We start from the raw sequence: 17,701 nt of genomic DNA, 5'->3' as shown, positions 1-17,701 counted from the left end.
GTTTTCTTTTTCAGACTCCAGCAAAAGCAAACACTCGTCCGAGAATATTTTTCCAGTCGTAGTTCCGCCGCGCGAATTCCCTCTCTTGCTCCGAAATGGACGGATCGCTGCGGCAGCGCAGAGCGAATTCGACCGCCAGGCCGATGTCGACCGGAGAAGGGTCGTTCGGCAGCTTCAGTGCGAACGGAGGATTTCCCTCCATCGCATCATCTTCATAGGCATAAAGAAAAGGCAGGCCGGCCGCGCAGTATTCCCTCGCTTTGAGCGAGGAACAGTGCGTCAGGCCGCGGCGGTAGCATCCGAGCGTCGAAACGCCGAGGTCGGCCGACGCGTAAATGCGCATCAATTCCTCGCCCTGTAAAAAACCGCGGCACTCCACATCCTCCTGAAGCCCTCTCTTTCTGACATCTTCCAAAAATGCGGGCATCTCTTTCGGGTCTCCTCCGGCCAGTATAAAACGGACGCGCGGATCCTCCGGCTTTTTCCGGTCCCGATAAATCCGCATCCCCTCCAGCACGCGGTCGTACGCCTGCCACCAGAGGGTTCCGGCAACCCCGACGAGGACGACTTCTCCACTGTCCCCCGGATGGCGGACAAAAGAGAACTCGTCAACGTCCACCCCGTTTGTGATGTTGACGGCCGGCAATCCGAAAAAGCAGTCGGAACGGTCCCCGACCAGCACAGCCGCATCGGCGCATCCGCGGAGCTTTTTGCCGGAAAACCTGTCCGCCGCCGCGGTGCAAAAAACCTTTAGCAGCGTGACGGCCTGCCGCGTCAGCGGACGGACGCCCTTTGCGCTGCGAAGATAATCGCCAAGGTAAGGGTAATTCGGAATTTCGATCAGAATGCGGCGCGTCCCGTTTTCTTTCAATGCGCGGCAGATGCGGATCACATCGAAGCTGATCCGGTCCAGCCGGAGATACGCCACGTCGAACCGATGGCCGCTCAGATAATCCAATACCGCCAGCGAAAAGCGGTGCATCCGGCGATACCCTTTTGTAACCGGCATGCTGAGCGTTTCGGCCCCCCTGTAAAAAATAAAGCACTCGTCTTTCCACAGCGTGTGGGTAACGTCATATCCAAGTTCCTGAAAGGCCCGCACCTGCCATTTTATTTTTCGGATCACGCCCAGATAAAGCTCAGCGTCCTCCTGAAAGGTCAGGTAAATCAGTTTCATCAGCCAGCACCTCATAAAATTCAGGATAATTCTGCTCTGCGCTGAAGGAATCTTCCCACACGGAACGGGAATTTTCGCAAAGCTTCTCATACTCATCCCCGCTCATGGAACGGATGCGGCTCAGCGCCCGAAGCAGCTCTTCGGGCGCGAAATCCGCCCGAAGCAGGAATCCGTTTTCCCCATCCTTCACGATTTCCGAGGTTCCCCCCACGTCCGTCGCGACCACCGGAATTCCGAACGAACAGGCTTCCATAATGGAAACCGGGATTCCCTCGCTGGAGCTGACGTTGACAAAAACAGCCGTTTCACCGCTTTGATAGAAATTCAAGACATCCGCATTGCTCATCGCTCCCGGAAATTCCGCGCGGACACAAGAGGGAAACATCTTTGCAAGTTCTTTCAGTTCCGATTCCAGCGGACCGGAACCGATATGCGTCCACCGGACCGGAAAATCAGCCTGCCTGAGCGCTCCCGCGATCAAATGCAGGCGCTTGACCGGAACCATATAAGAACAGGAAACGATGCGAAACCCGGCCGTGTTTCCGCCGCGACAGCCCCGGTCGCACGTGCCGAGGTGTGAAACGCGCACCTTTCCGGCAAACTGCGGACAGCGTTTTCTCAGGATTTCCGCTCCTTCCTCCGAACAGGGAAAAACCGCCGCGGCGCTTTCCATTAGATAGTCCCGCATGGGCAGATACTTCAGAGAGCTCCGGTCCTCATGAACGTCGAAACCATGCGCGCGGGAAACCAGCTTTGCCCTTTTTCCCATTGACCGGAGAAATTCCGCGAGTAGCGCTCCCGCTGCCGCGGTGTCGTAAAACCAATAGCTGTAAATCGTGACGTCATCGGCGGATAAAATAACTTTTTCCTGTTTCAGAGCCCGGAAAATACTCACCGCGTTCTTCATGAAAAAGAGTGTTTCATGCGCCCGCGCCAGGGAAAATCTCCCGGTGCGCGCAAGCTTCAGCAATTCGCCGCGGACGTGCGGCAGCCGAAGAAGAGCGCCGTATTCCCCCCGCCCGCCAGAAGAGCGCCGTATGCGGATACACTCCACGCCCTCCGGCAGCGTCCGGGAACGCACGCTGTTTTCCTTCAGCCCGCAGGGACAGACAATGATCCGGTCAAAGCCGCGGGCAAATTGCAGCTCGTTTCCAAGAAACTCCTCACCACTGTCAAACGGAAACGACGAGGTGAGAAGAAGCATCAGCTTCACGGGCCCTCCTCCCCCAGTTCTGCTCTTCGAGCCGCGGGGCGCACATGAGTTCCCAGCCGAAGAACCAGAAGAGCGGCAAAATAGATGGCAATGTAAAAGCTCAGATAGGTGAAATTGAAGACATTCGTTACCCAGAGAAACGCAAAGCTGCGCGGGATATAGACGAAATCCCTGATTGCAAGCAGACAGGATGCCGTCACCACCCAGGAACGGGTCAGCATCGAAGCGAAAAAGCGAAGGATCAGCCCCACGCCGGCGCTGACGATGACGACCCCGACAAAGCCGAACGCAACATAGGATTCCGCCACAAAGGATGTTCCAAAGCCTCCGCCGGACAGGTAGCGCAGGGGATCCACGAGATAAGTGAGGGCATGGGCGTAATTGTGGGTGGAAGCCACAAAGGCCGTGGTCTGCACTTCAATGATCGGCGACAGCCCGAACAGGGACCTTGTAATCAGATTATTGTGGACAAAAAGCTCAAACGGGTAAAAGAGGTATTTCCATGTCATGCCGTGATCGAACAGGTCCCAGCTGTTGACCGTCTGGATCACCACGCGGAAGCTCGCTCCCTGCGAATAAAGGAAATTGACCACGGTATCGAGAAAGCTCCGGTGAGAAAGCAGTCCGTATGCCCGGATTTCCGCCAGAAGCTGAAGCAGATACATGGCGACAACCGCCAGGATCCCGCCGCCGACCACCGTTCTCTTTTTAAAAACGCGCTTTCCCTTTTCGTTCAGAGAATCCCGGAGAACAAAATAAATCAGAATGGTGATCGCTTCGCAGACAAAGGTGTTCCTGCGCCCGGTAAAAAGAGTGGCGAGCAGATAGACGCCGTAAACCGTCATCGGCAGCCTGAGCTGCCTGCGGTCCGGCATAGTCGCAAGAAAAACGGCAAAGGACGGAACAAAGAACATGGACAGGCGGCTGATGGCGGAGGGAATGCTCGAGGCGGAGACCTGTGTGAACGAACCCAGATAGCCGCTTCTGAGAACGTTCAGAATGGATTCCATCAGGGTGTAAAACGAGGCCAGGGAACTGATCAGCAGGACGGCTGTGCTGATCTGGCGGATGATCGGCAGAATCGGGTTCTGTGAAACCGCCGCCCAGCCTTTTTCCCGGATCGTCCTTTCCCGGTTTGCGAAAAATGGTCCGACCAGCTGATAGCCGGCATAGATGCACAGAAGGGACAGCGTGACGACCTGAAGCCCGGTAAAAAGGCTGTAAAAATCCTTCGCCTCAAGATAGTACAGGATCTCGGGGTAATGCGCCAGAAACGACACATAGACGCGGCCAAGCAGCAGAATATTATAGGTTCCCACGAATACGAGGAACGGAAAGTCGCGCCGGACATGGGGGATCAGGTCGCAGGCAACAGCCAGATTCAGGACGATATTCGCCGCAAACATCAGGTTTGCGGCCATTTCATAAAAAAAGCCGCCGAACGCTGTCAAAAAGTTTGCAGTAAGCATCAGCAGCAAAACCGTTCCGAACAGAACGGTGTTCCTGAAGCTGTTTTTTACCGAAAAACCCGTCATGTTATTCCTCCAACCGAATCTGGAAAATAATACTAAACCGATTATACCATTCATACGAAATATTGCCAGCGTTCGCCGGAAAATTCATTTGACTCTCATTTTCTCCGCCGTTTTTCTGTCCGGTTCCGCAAAAACAGTTTTATTCCTGACATAGATGACCATTCCCGGTTTTGCTCCCTGCGGTTTCGAGACATTCCTGACCAGGGTATAGTCCACCGCAACATTGGATGAATCCCTCCCGCGGCTATAACAGGCCGAAAGGAGGGCCGCCTCAGCTACGGCGGCCGAAGTCGCCTCTCTGCCCTGGGTAAACAGCACGACGTGAGAACCCGGAATATTTTTCGTGTGGAACCAAAGGTCGTTTTTCCCGGCCTGACGAAGCGTCAGCAGATCGTTCTGGCTGTTGTTCCTCCCCACAAGGATCCGGAACCCATCGGAAGATTCGAACTGCATCGGACCCTGAACGGCAGCCCGGCGTTTGGATTTTCTCTGCGTGCGGAAATATCCCTCTCCCTCCAGTTCCCCGCGGATCTCATTCAGATCCTTCTCATCGGCGGCGCGGCTGAGTTCCTCAAACACCGTATCCAGATAAGCCAGCTCCTGTTCCGCACGTTGAATCTGAACCGTGAGGATTTCTTCCGCCGTGCGCTGCTTGCGGTATTCCTTATAATATTTCTGCGCATTCTGAACGGGCGAAAGAGCGGGATCCAGCGGGACGGCGACGCCTGGCTGTCCCTCCGCATAGAAATTTTCGAGGACGGCGGAGCTTTGTCCCTTTTCCAGCCGGTAAAGGTTCGCGTTCACCAAGTCGCCGAACACCCGAAGATTGTCCCGTTTCGAACACTGCTCCAATTCCGCGCGCTGCGCGTTGATTTTCCTGTTCAGCCGGTCAGAAGCATTCGTAAGAACCCGCAGGAGATCCTGCGAACGCGCTTTCATGCGGGCGATCCGGTCCCGCTCCTCGTAAAAATCGTCCAAAAGACCGGAAAAACTCTTTTCCTGTCTGACGACCGCCGCGCTTCCATACTGACCGATTCGCAAGAACGAAAAATCCAGCGGTTTTCCGTCGGTGGTACAGGCGGTCCAGGGGTCTCCGGAGGCATTGCGGATCGTGTCCGAAACCGATCCCAGAAAAAAGGACAGCCGGCCCCACTGCTCCTGCACCATTCCCCGCAGGGTCAGTTCTCTTCCTCTCCCCGTCAGGAATGCCAGTTCCCTGCAGACCACGGGAGAAAGGCCCTGAAGAGAAGAAAGCAACGCTTTGGACAGCTCCATATCACCCGGAATCGCGCGCAGACGCTCAATGATTTCTTCCCGGCCGGATGAAAGCAGGCACAGCTTGTCCTGCGGCGGGGGCAGACGGTACCTCAGTCCCGGCAAAACCAGCCGCCCGGAGGTCATTCCCGCGTCGACGCGCTTCAGCGCGTCGACAATGTTGCCGTCTCTGTCGATCAGAATGATATTGCTGTAACGGCCCATCACCTCCACGGCAACGGTCAGGCGCACTTGGTCGCCAAGCTCGTTCACCGAGTCAAAATCCAAAAAAAGAAGGCGTTCCAGTTCCGGCTGCCGAACGCCGGCAAGGCGCGCCCCCGAGAGTTTTTTCCGCAAAAGCATGCAAAGCATGGGGGGCTCCTTTGGATTTTCCGGCGCATAGCGGGTGAAATGGACGCGCGCGCTGTTCGCCCGTGCCGAAAGAAGCAAGCGGAACGCGCCGTCCCTCGACCGCAGCAAAAAAAGGATTTCATCCCGGTTCGGCTGATAAATCCGGTCCACTCTGGCGCCGGCCGCAGTCTCTTCAATTTCGCGCTTCAGATGGCGCAAAAACGCTCCGTCCAGTGCCATTTTGTTCCCTCCGAATCGTTACAGATAATGCACCGGCCCGTGCGCTGCGCGTGACCGGACAAAAGACACGTCCTGAAACCGTTCCGCGAGCTTTTGCATCAGCGCCGGGATCACCGGGTCCTCGGTTTCAAAATGTCCGGCAGCGACCAGTGTGACGCCCAGGCTCTCCGCATCCAGCAAGATATTGTGCTTGCATTCTCCCGTCACAAACGCCTGGCAGCCGGCCTGGGCCGCATCATACAGATAGTCGGCTCCGCCTCCGCCGCAGAGTCCGGCCGAATTGACGCGCCTTCCGCCGTCGACGTAGCAAAGTCCTTCGCACCCCAGCGCGTTCTTGACAAATTGAGCGAACTCGCGCGGGCTGTATTCTCGGTCCGTTTCCCCGCAAAGCGCCTCCGGAAGGCCGGAATCCGAATTTTCACACAGCATTCTGACATTTTTCAGTCTGAGCCGGCCGGCAAGACAGTCGTTGACCCCGCCCGGCGCCATGTCAAGATTCGTATGGGCACAGATTGCCGCGATGGAGCGGCTTGCCAGCAAATACGGCACCGAAGCCGTGTCCAGTCTTTTGAGCGGATGAAAAATCACCGGATGATGGCTGACAATCAGCTGTGCGCCCAATTCGGACGCTTCCCGCACCACCTCAGGCGTGATGTCCAGGGACAGGATGGATTTTGTCACGTTCATGCCCTCGTCGCCAACCAGCAGTCCGGGGTTGTCAAAACCCATCGCCGTGCGAAACGGCGCAAATCCGTCGATAAACTGAAAAATGTCGCCAGTCGTCGTCATAAGCAGCTCCTCTTTCGATTAAGCCGGTCTGGATGACAGCAATTTTTCAATTTCGGATACAAGGAAATAAAAGCGGCCGGCATCCCGGGCGTTTCCTGACCTGAGGAGACCGTTCGCCCGCTTTTCCAAACGCCGCTTCTGTATTTCGAGGTACTTTCTTCCCTGCACCGTATCCGCTGTCATTCTGCCGATGTAGTAAAACAGCTCTTCTTCCTGCCGTCCCTGGGGGCAAAAGGAGACCTGCATCACCGAATAGACATGGCCGTCCTCTTCGGCGGCCTGTTCCCGCTCGATCAGGAACCCTTGCCGCACAAGAAATCCGCGCAGTTCCTCCGCCTTCGTCATGGGTTGAAGGATCAGGCGGCGGCCCGTTTCCTTTAGCCAAGGCGCGCGCTCAAGAATACGGACCATCATCAGCCCGCCCATGCCGGCAATCACGAGATCCTCCGCTTCCGATGGCTCTATCCGGTCCAAACCGTCCGAAAGACGCGCCGACACCAGATTCGATACCCCGAAGCGGTCAATATTTGCACGCGCACGCGCCAAAGGACCCGGCCTGACGTCGGCGGCTACGGCGCTTCGGATCATTCCCCGTTTTGCAAGCCAGACCGGCAGATAGGCGTGGTCGGTTCCCACATCCGCAAGCGCCGTTCCCGCCCGCACCATGGAAGCGCAGAGGGAAAGCCTGTCTCCAAGGGAAAACAGAGCGCATGCCCGGCGGGACACGCCGGACGGCCGTCCGGCAAAGCTTCTGTCGGACGGCCGCTTGTTTTTACTGGCGGGATGCGAGGTGTTCATTGAGCTTCTGAACCATTTCCTCCACATCCACACCGTGAACGACACAGGCTTCCTCCAGTGATTCGCCGCGGGAAGCGGGGCATCCCAGGCAGTGCATGCCCATTTCCATGAAAAAAGGAGCCGTGCTGGTGTCAAGATCAAGAATATCTCCGATTAAAGACTGTTTGGTAATCGCTACCATAACTGTATCCTCCAAAAAAGGTAAAATTCATAATATGAGACATGCTTATTATAATACCCAGGCAAAATCTTTGCAATACATTTCTAAGGACCGGCACCGTGCGGTTCCATTGGGAATCAGTTTTCGCCGTTTTCTGCGGGGTAATACCAGTTGTCACCTTCGCGCTTTTTGGCAATATACATCGCACGGTCCGCCTTGACGATCAGTTGGTCCACCGAATCCCCGTCCTGCGGATAAAAGCTCACCCCTACACTCAGACAAATTCGCACGGAAACGCCGTTGCTCAACATGGCGTCCCGTTTTGCCCGGAGAATTTTGGAAACAACGATTTTATAGTTGTCCGGTTCGTTGATCTGCGGGAGCAGAATCAGGAATTCATCTCCTCCGTAACGGGCGACGATATCGTTTCTGCGCGTCGCCGCGGTCAGAATCTCCGCCACCTGAATCAGCACCTTATCCCCGGCTTCATGCCCGTAGGTGTCGTTGATCTGTTTGAAGTTGTCCACGTCAATAAACATAAGGCCCAAGACTTCCCGGTTGCGTTCCGCCGCGCGCAGGAATTTTTCCGCCATTTCGTAAAAAAGCGTCCTGTTTGCAACGCCGGTCAACTGGTCATAATAAGCGAGGCGCTGAATGGCCTGTTCCTTCTGTTTCAGTTCCTGATTCAGCAGGCGAAGTTCACTGATGCTTTCGCGAAGCTGGCGGATCCGTTCAAAGGAATCCGTCACCTCGGTGAATTCGAGCAGCAGGCGCTTTTGGCCGTTTTCCATAAACCTGGTTACCCTGATATTGTACTTTTCGCGGCAGCCCATCAGCATTTCGTGCATGGCCGCGGAAAAAAAAAGATTATGTCCCTGTTCCAGAGCATCCATCAGGGACATTTGAAAATAAGGGCTGTTGAATCCGGGGATCAGTCCAGGCAGACTTCCGCACTCCCCCGCATCCGCACGCCCTTTGTCAAATCTCTGCATAAAGCGGTTCTGAAACAGTATTTTTAATTTCTCATCCACAATCAGGATTCCCAGATTCAGCCGATCCAGCACCTCATGTGAAACCCCGTCCATCAAAGCCCCGCCTCAATTCCGTCCAGCAAACGAAACAATTCACGGTAAGATTCCACCATCAGATCGATGATGACCGCACCCTCTATTTCCGTGCTGTCGATCAGGAACGTGACAAATAAAATTATGAAAGAATGGTTTTTCTCACTGTCGATATCTTTGCTGAAATTGATTCGGTCGTAAACCGCCACATGGGGGAGATCATAAGCCAACTGCACATTAATCAGATTTCCAAGTTCGCCGAGAATACAGTTCAGCAGGATATTGCCGATTTCGCGGATCACGTCAAAATCCACATCGGTAAAAACAGTATCTTCCGGAGGAACGGAGCCGTCGCCGGAACAGAGAGTGACAAATTTTTTAATTTTGTCCGCCGGAAAAACCAGGTTCGCCCTCCCTTTCAAACTGTTTGTAAAAGAAATCGTCGATACCATCAACGCGCCGTCGAACAAACCTGAGAACTCTTCGCTGAGTTTAAGTTCTCTGTCCTCATCTTCAGGAATCCTGATTTTGGGAATTTGCAGACTGATTTTCCGATGGACAATCTCTGAGAGCATATCCGCCGCTCTTCCCACCCCGATATTGAACAATTCACTTAAAATATCACAACGAAAGCACTCTCGATCCACTTTTATCGTTCCTTACCATCTATCCGGTCGCATAACAACCGCATTTTTTCGTCATTCAGAGGCTTATTAACGAAAGCCAGTACACCCAGCGCTTCGATTTCCTCACGAACACACTTCTGAATATCGGCGGTCACAACGATGACGCCGGTGCCGCCTTCTTTTTGAACGGCACGGATCAGTTCCGCCCCGCCCAGCTTCGGCATTAAAAGATCGACGAACATATAATCCGGTTTCAGTGCCCGGAATTTCTTCAGTCCCTCTTCCCCGTCAGAAGCGAAGCTGATTGCGATATCCTTGCCGGGCATTGCTTTTTTTAATAAATTAGCAGTTACTTTTTGTGAAAACACAGAATCATCAACTATGAGAACACAAATCATAGTCGTTGTTCAGCCTCCAAAAGCGCATATTATTGCAAAACATGGAAGAACTTGGGAAAAAGTAATAGGGTCTGACGATTTTCATTATCATAGCATGGAAAAAAAGTAATGTCAATCAATTCGCCCGCCAGCCGTTTGGTCATCGCGGCAATAAAAATAAACGCCTGGTAACCGGTAGGCCGAATCGATTGGCAAAGGGTTCCCGGCGCAAAAAGCGGGAAAATACGGAGCAGGGAAAAGAGAACGGGTTCTCTTTTCCCTGCAAGGCCTGAAAATCAACGCGCCTCAAAGAACGCTTTGATTCCCTCATAGGTCATATAAACATCCAGCTTGGAAACAACTTCAAAAGGCGAATGCATGGACAGGACCGGAACTCCGATATCGAGAACGTCGACATTCAGGTTGGCGATATACATGGCAACCGTTCCGCCGCCGCCGGCATCCACTTTCCCAAGCTCGCCGATCTGCCACAAAACGCCGTTTTTCTCAAACAGCCGGCGAATTTCGGATACAAACTCGGCGGAAGCCTCGCTGGAACCGCTCTTCCCGCGCGCGCCCGTATACTTTGCCATCCCCACTCCGCTGTTCAGGAAGCAGGAATTCGCCGCCTCATACACATCCGGATAGGTAGGATCATAAGCCGCCGTCACATCCGCGGACAGGCATTTGGAACGGCTGAGAACATGGCGAACCGCAAGGCCCTCGGCTTCCGCCAGGTCGGCGATAAAATAGCGCATAAACTGGCTGTTCAGGCCCGTGTTTCCGTCGCTTCCGATCTCTTCCTTATCCGCGAGAACCGTCAATACGGTGTTTTTCGGAGTCTTGGCATGAAGCGCTGCCATCAGGGCCGGATAGGCGCAGACTCGGTCGTCATGTCCGTAAGCGCCGATCATGCTGCGGTCAAACCCAATATCCACCGCACTGAACGCCGGGACGAGCTCCAGGTCCGCGGAGACAAAATCCTCTTCGGTCATACCGTATTTTTCATTCAGGATCTTCATCAGGTTGAGCTTGAAAAGATTCTCGCCGTCTTCCGAGCGGATCGGGCGGCTGCCGGCGAGAATATTCAGGTTTTCCCCCTCGACCCCCTTGGACAGCGTCTTCTGCATCTGCTCGGTCGCAAGATGGATCAGAAGGTCCGTTATGGTAAACTGCGGGTCGCCGGGCTTTTCTCCGATGCGGAGGTCTACGTGTGTGCCGTCCTTCAGAACAACGCGGCCGTGCAGGGACAGCGGGATCGTCGTCCACTGGTATTTCTTGATTCCGCCGTAGTAGTGCGTTTTAAATAAGGCCAGTCCATCTTTTTCGTAAAGAGGATGGGGTTTTAAATCCAGACGGGGAGAATCAATGTGGGCGGCGGCAATCCGGACGCCATCCCGGCAGCCCTCCTCCCCAATCACGGCGAAAATTGCCGCTTTGCCCCGGTTGTTGTAATAAACGCGGTCGCCCGGCTGATAGCGTTTTCCCTCTTCATAGGGAGCAAACCCCGCCTTTTCGGCCGCCTCGACCGCATAGCGCGTTACCTCCCGTTCCGTTTTCGCCGCGCCGATAAACTTCATATAGCCGTCGCAGAAGCGGTCGGCTTTTTCCACCTGACTTTCCGGCACTTTGAAATAGCCGCTTTTCCTGTCAATCAAAAGCTTTTTCGTTAACTCCTTGACCTGGGATGCTTCTTCTTTTTTCTCCATGGTCTGTCTCTCCTTCACAACTGATAAAGTTTTTTATATTTGTCATAACTTTGCAGAACGGAATCCGCATAATTCTGCGTTTCCTCATAGGGAATCCGCTTCAGGTTTTTCCCGTCCGCAGAATATCTGGAATCCTTCAGCCATCCGTCCACCGTGCCGGAGCCGGCGTTGTAGGCGCACAGGGCTGTGCGCAGAGAACCGTATCTTTCCGCCATCATCGACAAATATCTGCACCCATACCGGATATTGACCTCCGGGCGGAAAAGATCCTCTTCGGAATAGGTGTCCTTCTGGCTCTCCTGAAGCCAGTCAAACGTGTCCGGCATCAGCTGCATCAGGCCGCAGGCACCGGACCGGGACCGGGCATCCGCGTCGAAGTTGCTTTCCGATCGGATGACCGCATAGACCAGCGCGGGCTCCAAATGATATTCCTGGGCATATTTCTCAACGTATTCCGTATAGCGGAGCGGATAAAAAGATTTCTGAAACCGGTCATATCCCGCACGGAGAAGCAGGACGGCTCCGACCAGCAGAATCGCCAGCAGCGTATAGGACCTGAAAAATCTCTTAGAGAACTTCAATTCTCCTCCTCCAGAATCTGCTTCAGCAGACGGGCCGCGCCGTCACGCACCGCACAAAAATCCGTGCACCCGTCAAAAACATATTTGGCCCGTTTTTCATAGTACCCGTTTGGATTTTGCGCGTTCATGCGTTCTTTTGCCGCCTCCTCCGCAATTCCGTCCCGTTTCATAATTCTTTTCAGCCGGATTTCAGGCGGCGCCGTCACCGCGACCGCCGTATCGCAGAGGGAATCCGCGCCGCTTTCAAACAATAGAGCCGCGTCGAGGACAATGGCTTTTGCCCCGCTGCCGCGCAGCTCTCCGATGCGGCGGACCGTCTCCTCCTTAATGGCCGGATGTGTAATCTGATTGAGCCGTTCCGTCCGTCCCGGACTGGAAAACGCCCGCTTTGCAAGCAGACGGCGGTCCAAAGAACCGTCCGCCGATACAATGTCCGCGCCGAATTCACGGCTGAGCGCCGCGATGCAATCCGGGCGCTGAACGGCTCTCCGGGCGAGAATATCCGCGTCGATCACGGCGCACCCCAGCTCCCGGAAAGCGGCCGCCACCGTGGATTTGCCCGATCCGGTCGGACCGGTCAGGCCGATCACCGGCTTATTCAAGGGAAAGCACCTCAAATCCGGCGGCACGCATCAGACGGTTATAGACCGCAAGGCCGACCCCGTCCGGAGCCGGGCAGCGCGCGTAAACCGTTTTCGCACCGATGTCATCCAGGCGGCGGAGGGATTCAAACAGTTCCCGCGCCTGCGCGCCCGTGTCGCGTTCCGCGCCGTAACAGACCGCCGGAACCCTCAGCAGGCGGTCCTCCCCGTCATAGCAGAGCGCCGCGACGCCCGGCTCCGCATGGGAATTGACATAATCGGCATAGGCTCTTTCCCCGCCGCTCAGGATCACTACATTCGCTTTTGGGGAATAGTGCTTATATTTCATCCCGGGGGAAAGCGGCCGCGCCCCTTTCGGCAGCGGATTCATCACAGCAGGGTCGACATCCACACGCCCCAGTACGGAGCGAAGCTGTTCCAGCGTAATGCCGCCGGGACGCAGAAGCCGCGGCGGGTCGGAAGCCAGCGTGACGATGGTCGATTCCACCCCAACCCCGCAGGGACCGCCGTCCAGAACGGCGTCGATTTTTCCGTCCATATCGCGCATCACATGTTCCGCCGTCGTGGTGCTGGGAAAGCCGGACCGATTGGCCGACGGCGCGGCAATCGGAACGCCGGCCGCCGAGATCAGCGCCTGCGCCACGGGATGGGACGGAAACCGGATTCCAACGGTGGGCAGACCCGCGCTGACTTCAAACGGGATCAAGTCCGATTTTTCAAGCACCATGGTGAGCGGACCGGGCCAGCAGGTCTTTGCCAGTTTTTTCGCGGACTCCGGCAACCGGACAGCCAGTTTTTCGATTTGATCCAGGTTTGAGATGTGAACGATCAGCGGATTGTCCTGCGGCCTTCCCTTCGCCTCAAAGATTTTTCTGACCGCCGTGCCGTCAAATGCATTCGCCGCAAGGCCATAAACGGTCTCTGTCGGCATGCCCACAAGGCCGCCGTTTCTTATTATATGGGCCGCGGCTTCGATCGATTCGCTCTTTGCCGCGTCAAGCAACAACGTTTTCATTTTATTCTCCCGTATCCGTTCCGTTTTCCGCTGAATTTTTCAGTTTTTGAGCGCGGTCCGCCGCAACCAGCGCGTCGAATATTTCGTCAAGGTCCCCGTTCAAAACCGCGTCCAGCCGGTAAAGCGTAAGCCCGATGCGGTGATCCGTCACGCGGCCCTGCGGATAATTATAAGTCCGGATGCGCTCCGAGCGGTCGCCGGTGCCCACCTGGGAACGGCGTTCCGCAGCCACCTTGTCATCCTGTTCCTTTTGTTTCTGTTCGTACAGCCGGCTGCGAAGGATTTTCAGCGCCCTGTCCTTGTTTTTGTACTGGCTGCGCTCGTCCTGGCACTCGACGACCATGCCGGTCGGCAGGTGGGTGACGCGGATGGCGGACGACGTTTTGTTGATGTGCTGCCCGCCGGCGCCGCTGGAACGGAACGTGTCGATTTTCAGATCGTTCGGGTCCAGTTCGAACTCCACTTCCTCTACCTCCGGCAAAACGGCAACCGTCGCCGTCGAGGTGTGGATGCGTCCCTGCTGTTCCGTCTCCGGCACGCGCTGCACGCGATGCACGCCGCTTTCATATTTCAGCCTGGAATAGGCGCCGTCCCCGGCAATCATAAAACTGATTTCCTTAAAGCCGCCCAGTTCCGTTTCGTTCGCGTTCATGATTTCCGTCTGCCAGCCCCTTGACTGCGCGTACATGCTGTACATGCGGAACAGAACGCCGGAAAACAGGGCGGCTTCCTCGCCGCCCGCTCCGCCGCGGATTTCGACAATCACGTTCTTCTCATCATTCGGGTCGCGCGGCAGCAGCAGAATTTTCAGCTCCTCGGCAATCCGTTCCCGGTTTGCACGCGCCTCGCTAATCTCGTCCTCGGCCATGCGGTGAAGCTCCCGGTCGGACTCTTCCTCCAGGATCTGCCGGGCGCCGTCCTCCGTCCGCACCGTTTCCCCGTATTCCCGGTATTTTTCGACAATCGGTTCGATGGAACGAACCTCTTTCATCAGTTCCCTTGACTGCTCCGGATCGCACGCGACCGTGGGATCGCAGAGTTTCCGGTTCAGCTCCTCATATCTCTTTTCAAAAACCGCCAAATTTTCAAACATAAACACTACTCCTTTGTTTTATTAAGGGAAACAAAGGAAGCTACAATTCATCCTGGCTGGTTTTCCTTATTATTTTCTTAATATTTTTTTCACACTTCAAACGCGGAACCATCACTTCATGGCCGCATTTTTGACACCGGATCTTAAAATCCATGCCGGAGCGCAGCACCAGAAACAGATTGCACCCGCAGGGATGCGGCTTCCTCATTTGAAGCACGTCTCCCGGTCTGACGTCCATGAACGCACCTCTTTTCTTTTCAAAGCAACATACTATTTTAGTATAGACCAAAATTCGCTGAACGGCAATATGCGGGCCGTTTTTTTTCGGATGCTTGCGGTTTGTCCCGTGCCGGAATATAATAAAAGCATTCTAATGAGCAAGGCTGGGATCAAAATGGGAACCAAAGAGCAAATTCTCAACCGCCTCCGGGAAAACGGAGAATTCGTCTCCGGAGAGGAGCTCAGCGAACAGCTTCATATTTCGAGGACGGCGGTATGGAAGTCCATCCGTTCCCTGCGGGAAGAGGGATATGAAATCGAGTCCGCGACGAACCGAGGGTATCGGCTCGAAAGCTGTCCGGACCGGTACTCTGCGGCGGAAATCGGCGCGGGGCTGGAAACGGAGTTTCTTGGCCGGAGCGTTTTCTGTCACGACAGCGTCGACTCCACCAACGAGGAAGCAAAAAGGCAGGCGCTCGCCGGAGCGCCGAACGGCAGCCTGTTCGTCGCGGAACAGCAGACCGGGGGAAAAGGCCGTTTGGGGCGCAGCTGGACCTCTCCAACCGGGACGGGGCTGTGGTTTACCGTTCTGCTCCGGCCCGGGATCCTGCCCCTGCGCGTTTCGGTCACAACGCTGCTGTCGGGCCTTGCCGTGGCCCGCGCCGTCCGTTCCTTATCCGGCTGTGACGCCAAAATCAAATGGCCGAATGACATCGTGATCGGCAGTAAAAAGGTCTGTGGGATTCTGACGGAAATGACGGCGGAAATTGACCGCATCGAATTCGTTGCGGTTGGAATCGGAGTCAATGTAAACAACACGGCATTTCCGGAGGCCATCCGTGATAAAGCGACTTCCATCCGTATGGAAAGTGGAAAACCTTTACGGCGCGTCGCGCTGTTGCAGGAAATTCTGATCCAGTTTGAAACTCTGCTGAAACAGAACGCGGATTCCGACCCCGCGTTCTGGGAGGAGTACAAAAGGGCCTGCGTTTCGATTGGCCGGCAGGTAAAATTCGCCCGCCGCGGGGCGGCCGTGACGGGAACCGCCGTGGACGTTTCTCCCCGGGGGGAACTGATCGTCGAGCTGCCCGACGGGGCAAAGGAAACCGTCACCGCGGGCGAAGTCAGCGTACAGGGCATTTACGGGCAGAAAGCGGAATAGATAAGCGGCAGCGCCCGACGCGTTTTTGCGCCGGGCGCTGCTATGAAAGATGCTGCGATGTTAACTCATTTCATCCGGAGTGCAAAAATGCTCCGGTGTCGAAACTTTTCGAAAAACGTAACGGTATAGTCCCGTGATTCCGATCCAGCCCGCAGAAAACAAAACTCCGTCAAAAATGCTGAGTGGGCCAAAGAGCGGATGAAAGGCAAATTCCGTCAACGCCGGAATCAGGAGAATTCCAAGCGTTACGGGGAAAACGATGCGCAGGCGCAGAAAACCGTAAGCCGTATACCAACCGGCGAGAAAGAGCAGAAAAAGATAAAGAAGATGATAACTCAGCAGCGGAATGGGCGGCATTTTAATCTCAGTTTTTAATTCCTGAAAAAGAGTGATCTCTTTCATTGACGCAGTTTGAATGACGTAGCCATTCAGGGCCAGCAGAATGCCGACAGCTGAAAAAACGGTGATTTCCACCTTTTTCTTTTGAAGGACTTCCCCGTGCTTTTTGGCGGCCCAAAAAGCGAGCCGGACAGCTCCGCACCAGAGAAACGCGTTGACAACTTTCAGCCCTCCAAAGATCCACGGGGCACGACTCTGCGGCGTGAAGGCAAATTCGATCAGCGCGGAAATCAGCAAAACCGCCAGGGCGGCGGGCAGGACGAAGCGCAGTTTTGCAAAGCCATACGCCAGGAACCAGCCCAGGAAAAGCAGGAACAAAATGAAAAGCATGTTGAATCCCGTTTCGCTCAGCCGGAAGGCCAAATTCAGCGGTTTGGCCGCCTCCCCTGTCGCGGCCCGGAATTCCTGCGAATAACAGAGCATCTTGGCCAGACTTACAAGCCACAGCAGCACTGCAAAAGCGGAATAAATAATCCATATCTTTCTTCGCAAAGCTGCGCTTCCTCCTTTAGTTCTTCGACGCACCTAAGGCAAATGATCACCAGTATCGATTTTTAACCAACAACGAATCTGTGAAATTGCAGAAATAAATCCACTTTTTATTTAGCCACTCCTGGAGAGAGAAATCAATACCAGTGTAAATATTTTACATAGTAAGTTTTTTTATTAAATTCAAGGCCATAGATATACAGGTAAACATTATTGACCTTCGTTTTTATATACTTAACGAGACCGCAATTATCAATTTCTTGAAATGTAAAAGAACTTAGATTGAGTGAACCATTTGTTTTAAAGAATTCGTTTTCAAACAGCTGCTCAATGGTATTTATTTCTTTGCAAGGAAAGAACATATCAGACGAATTGATATATTCATAATACCCAAATTGGCAAATCTCATTTTGAATCGCATCTTTGTTAAAGAGAATCTTTATCAATTTATCGATTTTATTTTTCCGAATCATATTCTCATATGCTTTTTTGCATCCTGTAGAAATTCCTTCTAATTGATAACTTAAAATATTATTAACAGAATCATAATTTACTAAAATTCTTTTAAAGATAGTTGATAAAATTCCAATTTGGTCCTTTAGTTTAAGAGAAGTCATCGGTAATGTTATTGCAATATCGACATTACAATTTATATAAAAATAGTAAAAATCAGCAACAGTAAATTGTAAAAATAAATCATCAAGTAAATATGATTCTATTTGATCCGGGCTATATGTTGCCGGGCTAATGGCAATTTTACAATTATTTGTTCTATCTAAGGGTTCGTTATGATTTTTTATCTTTTCTAATTCTATTTTAACAAACATAAATCGTTCCCTCCTTTTTTA

19 protein-coding genes are annotated in these 17,701 nt (G+C 53.8%); 1 reads left to right on the top strand and 18 read right to left on the bottom strand.

The genetic code is table 11. The features are described from left to right. Positions 1-10: 10 nt before the first annotated feature. From EQM14_RS06870 to EQM14_RS06795, 16 genes are all read right to left on the bottom strand, one after another. Positions 11-1,177, bottom strand: coding sequence for a glycosyltransferase (locus EQM14_RS06870; RefSeq protein ID WP_128742255.1), 1,167 nt, complete (start codon positions 1,175-1,177; stop codon positions 11-13). Further along, complete coding sequence (locus EQM14_RS06865; RefSeq protein ID WP_243112770.1) at positions 1,140-2,381, bottom strand: glycosyltransferase; 1,242 nt, start codon at positions 2,379-2,381, stop codon at positions 1,140-1,142. Before EQM14_RS06865 ends, EQM14_RS06870 begins: the two co-directional genes overlap by 38 nt. Positions 2,382-2,386: 5 nt before the next feature. Then, complete coding sequence (locus EQM14_RS06860) at positions 2,387-3,925, bottom strand: O-antigen polysaccharide polymerase Wzy family protein (protein WP_164918994.1); 1,539 nt, start codon at positions 3,923-3,925, stop codon at positions 2,387-2,389. Positions 3,926-4,009: 84 nt separating this feature from the next. Continuing rightward, on the bottom strand, positions 4,010-5,770 hold the full coding sequence (locus EQM14_RS06855; RefSeq protein ID WP_128742252.1) for an Rqc2 family fibronectin-binding protein: 1,761 nt from the start codon (positions 5,768-5,770) through the stop codon (positions 4,010-4,012). 18 nt (positions 5,771-5,788) lie between these two features. Further along, positions 5,789-6,559 carry a Nif3-like dinuclear metal center hexameric protein gene (locus EQM14_RS06850; protein ID WP_243112687.1) on the bottom strand — a complete coding sequence of 257 codons (771 nt, stop codon included), beginning with the start codon at positions 6,557-6,559 and terminating at the stop codon, positions 5,789-5,791. 18 nt (positions 6,560-6,577) lie between these two features. Beyond that, entirely contained in the window at positions 6,578-7,357 is a 780-nt protein-coding gene (locus EQM14_RS06845) for a tRNA (adenine(22)-N(1))-methyltransferase (RefSeq protein ID WP_128742250.1), read from the bottom strand. After that, a complete protein-coding gene (locus EQM14_RS06840; RefSeq protein WP_128742249.1) occupies positions 7,332-7,538 on the bottom strand; it encodes a DUF1858 domain-containing protein in 207 nt (68 codons plus the stop codon). The genes EQM14_RS06845 and EQM14_RS06840 overlap by 26 nt, the downstream gene beginning before the upstream one ends. A 116-nt stretch (positions 7,539-7,654) precedes the next feature. Then, positions 7,655-8,602: a GGDEF domain-containing protein gene (locus tag EQM14_RS06835; RefSeq protein WP_128742248.1), complete on the bottom strand. Its 948-nt coding sequence runs from the start codon at positions 8,600-8,602 to the stop codon at positions 7,655-7,657. Further along, positions 8,602-9,156 (bottom strand): chemotaxis protein CheC, encoded by a 555-nt coding sequence (locus EQM14_RS06830; RefSeq protein ID WP_243112680.1) that lies wholly within the window; start codon positions 9,154-9,156, stop codon positions 8,602-8,604. Before EQM14_RS06830 ends, EQM14_RS06835 begins: the two co-directional genes overlap by 1 nt. Before the next feature lie 74 nt (positions 9,157-9,230). Then, the gene (locus EQM14_RS06825) at positions 9,231-9,605 is read right to left on the bottom strand and encodes a response regulator (protein ID WP_128742246.1); all 375 of its coding nucleotides are present in this window, start codon (positions 9,603-9,605) and stop codon (positions 9,231-9,233) included. A 275-nt stretch (positions 9,606-9,880) separates the two neighbouring features. Then, positions 9,881-11,293 (bottom strand): aminopeptidase, encoded by a 1,413-nt coding sequence (locus tag EQM14_RS06820; RefSeq protein ID WP_128742245.1) that lies wholly within the window; start codon positions 11,291-11,293, stop codon positions 9,881-9,883. Between the two features lie 14 nt (positions 11,294-11,307). Further along, positions 11,308-11,874 (bottom strand): lytic transglycosylase domain-containing protein, encoded by a 567-nt coding sequence (locus EQM14_RS06815; protein WP_128742244.1) that lies wholly within the window; start codon positions 11,872-11,874, stop codon positions 11,308-11,310. Then, on the bottom strand, positions 11,871-12,476 hold the full coding sequence (gene coaE, locus EQM14_RS06810; RefSeq protein WP_164918993.1) for a dephospho-CoA kinase: 606 nt from the start codon (positions 12,474-12,476) through the stop codon (positions 11,871-11,873). The genes EQM14_RS06815 and coaE overlap by 4 nt, the downstream gene beginning before the upstream one ends. Then, on the bottom strand, positions 12,469-13,491 hold the full coding sequence (locus EQM14_RS06805; RefSeq protein WP_128742242.1) for an L-threonylcarbamoyladenylate synthase: 1,023 nt from the start codon (positions 13,489-13,491) through the stop codon (positions 12,469-12,471). Before EQM14_RS06805 ends, coaE begins: the two co-directional genes overlap by 8 nt. A gap of 1 nt (position 13,492) precedes the next feature. After that, entirely contained in the window at positions 13,493-14,584 is a 1,092-nt protein-coding gene (prfA, locus tag EQM14_RS06800) for a peptide chain release factor 1 (RefSeq protein ID WP_128742241.1), read from the bottom strand. 40 nt (positions 14,585-14,624) lie between these two features. Then, entirely contained in the window at positions 14,625-14,822 is a 198-nt protein-coding gene (locus EQM14_RS06795; RefSeq protein WP_128742240.1) for a DUF951 domain-containing protein, read from the bottom strand. 156 nt (positions 14,823-14,978) lie between these two features. On the opposite strand from EQM14_RS06795, the gene EQM14_RS06790 reads away from it, so the two are divergent. Then, complete coding sequence (locus tag EQM14_RS06790; protein ID WP_243112679.1) at positions 14,979-15,965, top strand: biotin--[acetyl-CoA-carboxylase] ligase; 987 nt, start codon at positions 14,979-14,981, stop codon at positions 15,963-15,965. 60 nt (positions 15,966-16,025) lie between these two features. Here EQM14_RS06790 and EQM14_RS06785 read toward each other — a convergent pair whose 3' ends face one another. Continuing rightward, positions 16,026-16,856, bottom strand: a complete 831-nt coding sequence (locus EQM14_RS06785; RefSeq protein WP_128742239.1) for a hypothetical protein — start codon at positions 16,854-16,856, stop codon at positions 16,026-16,028. A gap of 134 nt (positions 16,857-16,990) precedes the next feature. Next, entirely contained in the window at positions 16,991-17,680 is a 690-nt protein-coding gene (locus tag EQM14_RS06780) for a hypothetical protein (RefSeq protein ID WP_128742238.1), read from the bottom strand. Positions 17,681-17,701: the final 21 nt, after the last annotated feature.

The organism is Caproiciproducens sp. NJN-50, from assembly GCF_004103755.1.
Taxonomy (GTDB): Bacteria; Bacillota; Clostridia; order Oscillospirales; family Acutalibacteraceae; genus Caproicibacter.
The sequence above is the reverse complement of the archived record's forward strand: the minus strand, read 5'-3'. Positions and strand labels throughout refer to the sequence as shown.

What these genes read in the sequence shown, in the direction of transcription:
- EQM14_RS06795 (WP_128742240.1), bottom strand. Translation starts at nt 14,822, where the DNA reads ATGGACGTCAGACCGGGAGACGTGCTTCAAATGAGGAAGCCGCATCCC.
- EQM14_RS06790 (WP_243112679.1), top strand. Translation starts at nt 14,979, where the DNA reads ATGGGAACCAAAGAGCAAATTCTCAACCGCCTCCGGGAAAACGGAGAA.
- prfA (WP_128742241.1), bottom strand. Translation starts at nt 14,584, where the DNA reads ATGTTTGAAAATTTGGCGGTTTTTGAAAAGAGATATGAGGAGCTGAAC.
- EQM14_RS06835 (WP_128742248.1), bottom strand. Translation starts at nt 8,602, where the DNA reads ATGGACGGGGTTTCACATGAGGTGCTGGATCGGCTGAATCTGGGAATC.
- EQM14_RS06830 (WP_243112680.1), bottom strand. Translation starts at nt 9,156, where the DNA reads ATGCTCTCAGAGATTGTCCATCGGAAAATCAGTCTGCAAATTCCCAAA.
- EQM14_RS06845 (WP_128742250.1), bottom strand. Translation starts at nt 7,357, where the DNA reads ATGAACACCTCGCATCCCGCCAGTAAAAACAAGCGGCCGTCCGACAGA.
- EQM14_RS06820 (WP_128742245.1), bottom strand. Translation starts at nt 11,293, where the DNA reads ATGGAGAAAAAAGAAGAAGCATCCCAGGTCAAGGAGTTAACGAAAAAG.
- EQM14_RS06850 (WP_243112687.1), bottom strand. Translation starts at nt 6,559, where the DNA reads ATGACGACGACTGGCGACATTTTTCAGTTTATCGACGGATTTGCGCCG.
- EQM14_RS06840 (WP_128742249.1), bottom strand. Translation starts at nt 7,538, where the DNA reads ATGGTAGCGATTACCAAACAGTCTTTAATCGGAGATATTCTTGATCTT.
- EQM14_RS06865 (WP_243112770.1), bottom strand. Translation starts at nt 2,381, where the DNA reads ATGCTTCTTCTCACCTCGTCGTTTCCGTTTGACAGTGGTGAGGAGTTT.
- EQM14_RS06805 (WP_128742242.1), bottom strand. Translation starts at nt 13,491, where the DNA reads ATGAAAACGTTGTTGCTTGACGCGGCAAAGAGCGAATCGATCGAAGCC.
- EQM14_RS06855 (WP_128742252.1), bottom strand. Translation starts at nt 5,770, where the DNA reads ATGGCACTGGACGGAGCGTTTTTGCGCCATCTGAAGCGCGAAATTGAA.
- EQM14_RS06780 (WP_128742238.1), bottom strand. Translation starts at nt 17,680, where the DNA reads ATGTTTGTTAAAATAGAATTAGAAAAGATAAAAAATCATAACGAACCC.
- EQM14_RS06860 (WP_164918994.1), bottom strand. Translation starts at nt 3,925, where the DNA reads ATGACGGGTTTTTCGGTAAAAAACAGCTTCAGGAACACCGTTCTGTTC.
- EQM14_RS06870 (WP_128742255.1), bottom strand. Translation starts at nt 1,177, where the DNA reads ATGAAACTGATTTACCTGACCTTTCAGGAGGACGCTGAGCTTTATCTG.
- EQM14_RS06825 (WP_128742246.1), bottom strand. Translation starts at nt 9,605, where the DNA reads ATGATTTGTGTTCTCATAGTTGATGATTCTGTGTTTTCACAAAAAGTA.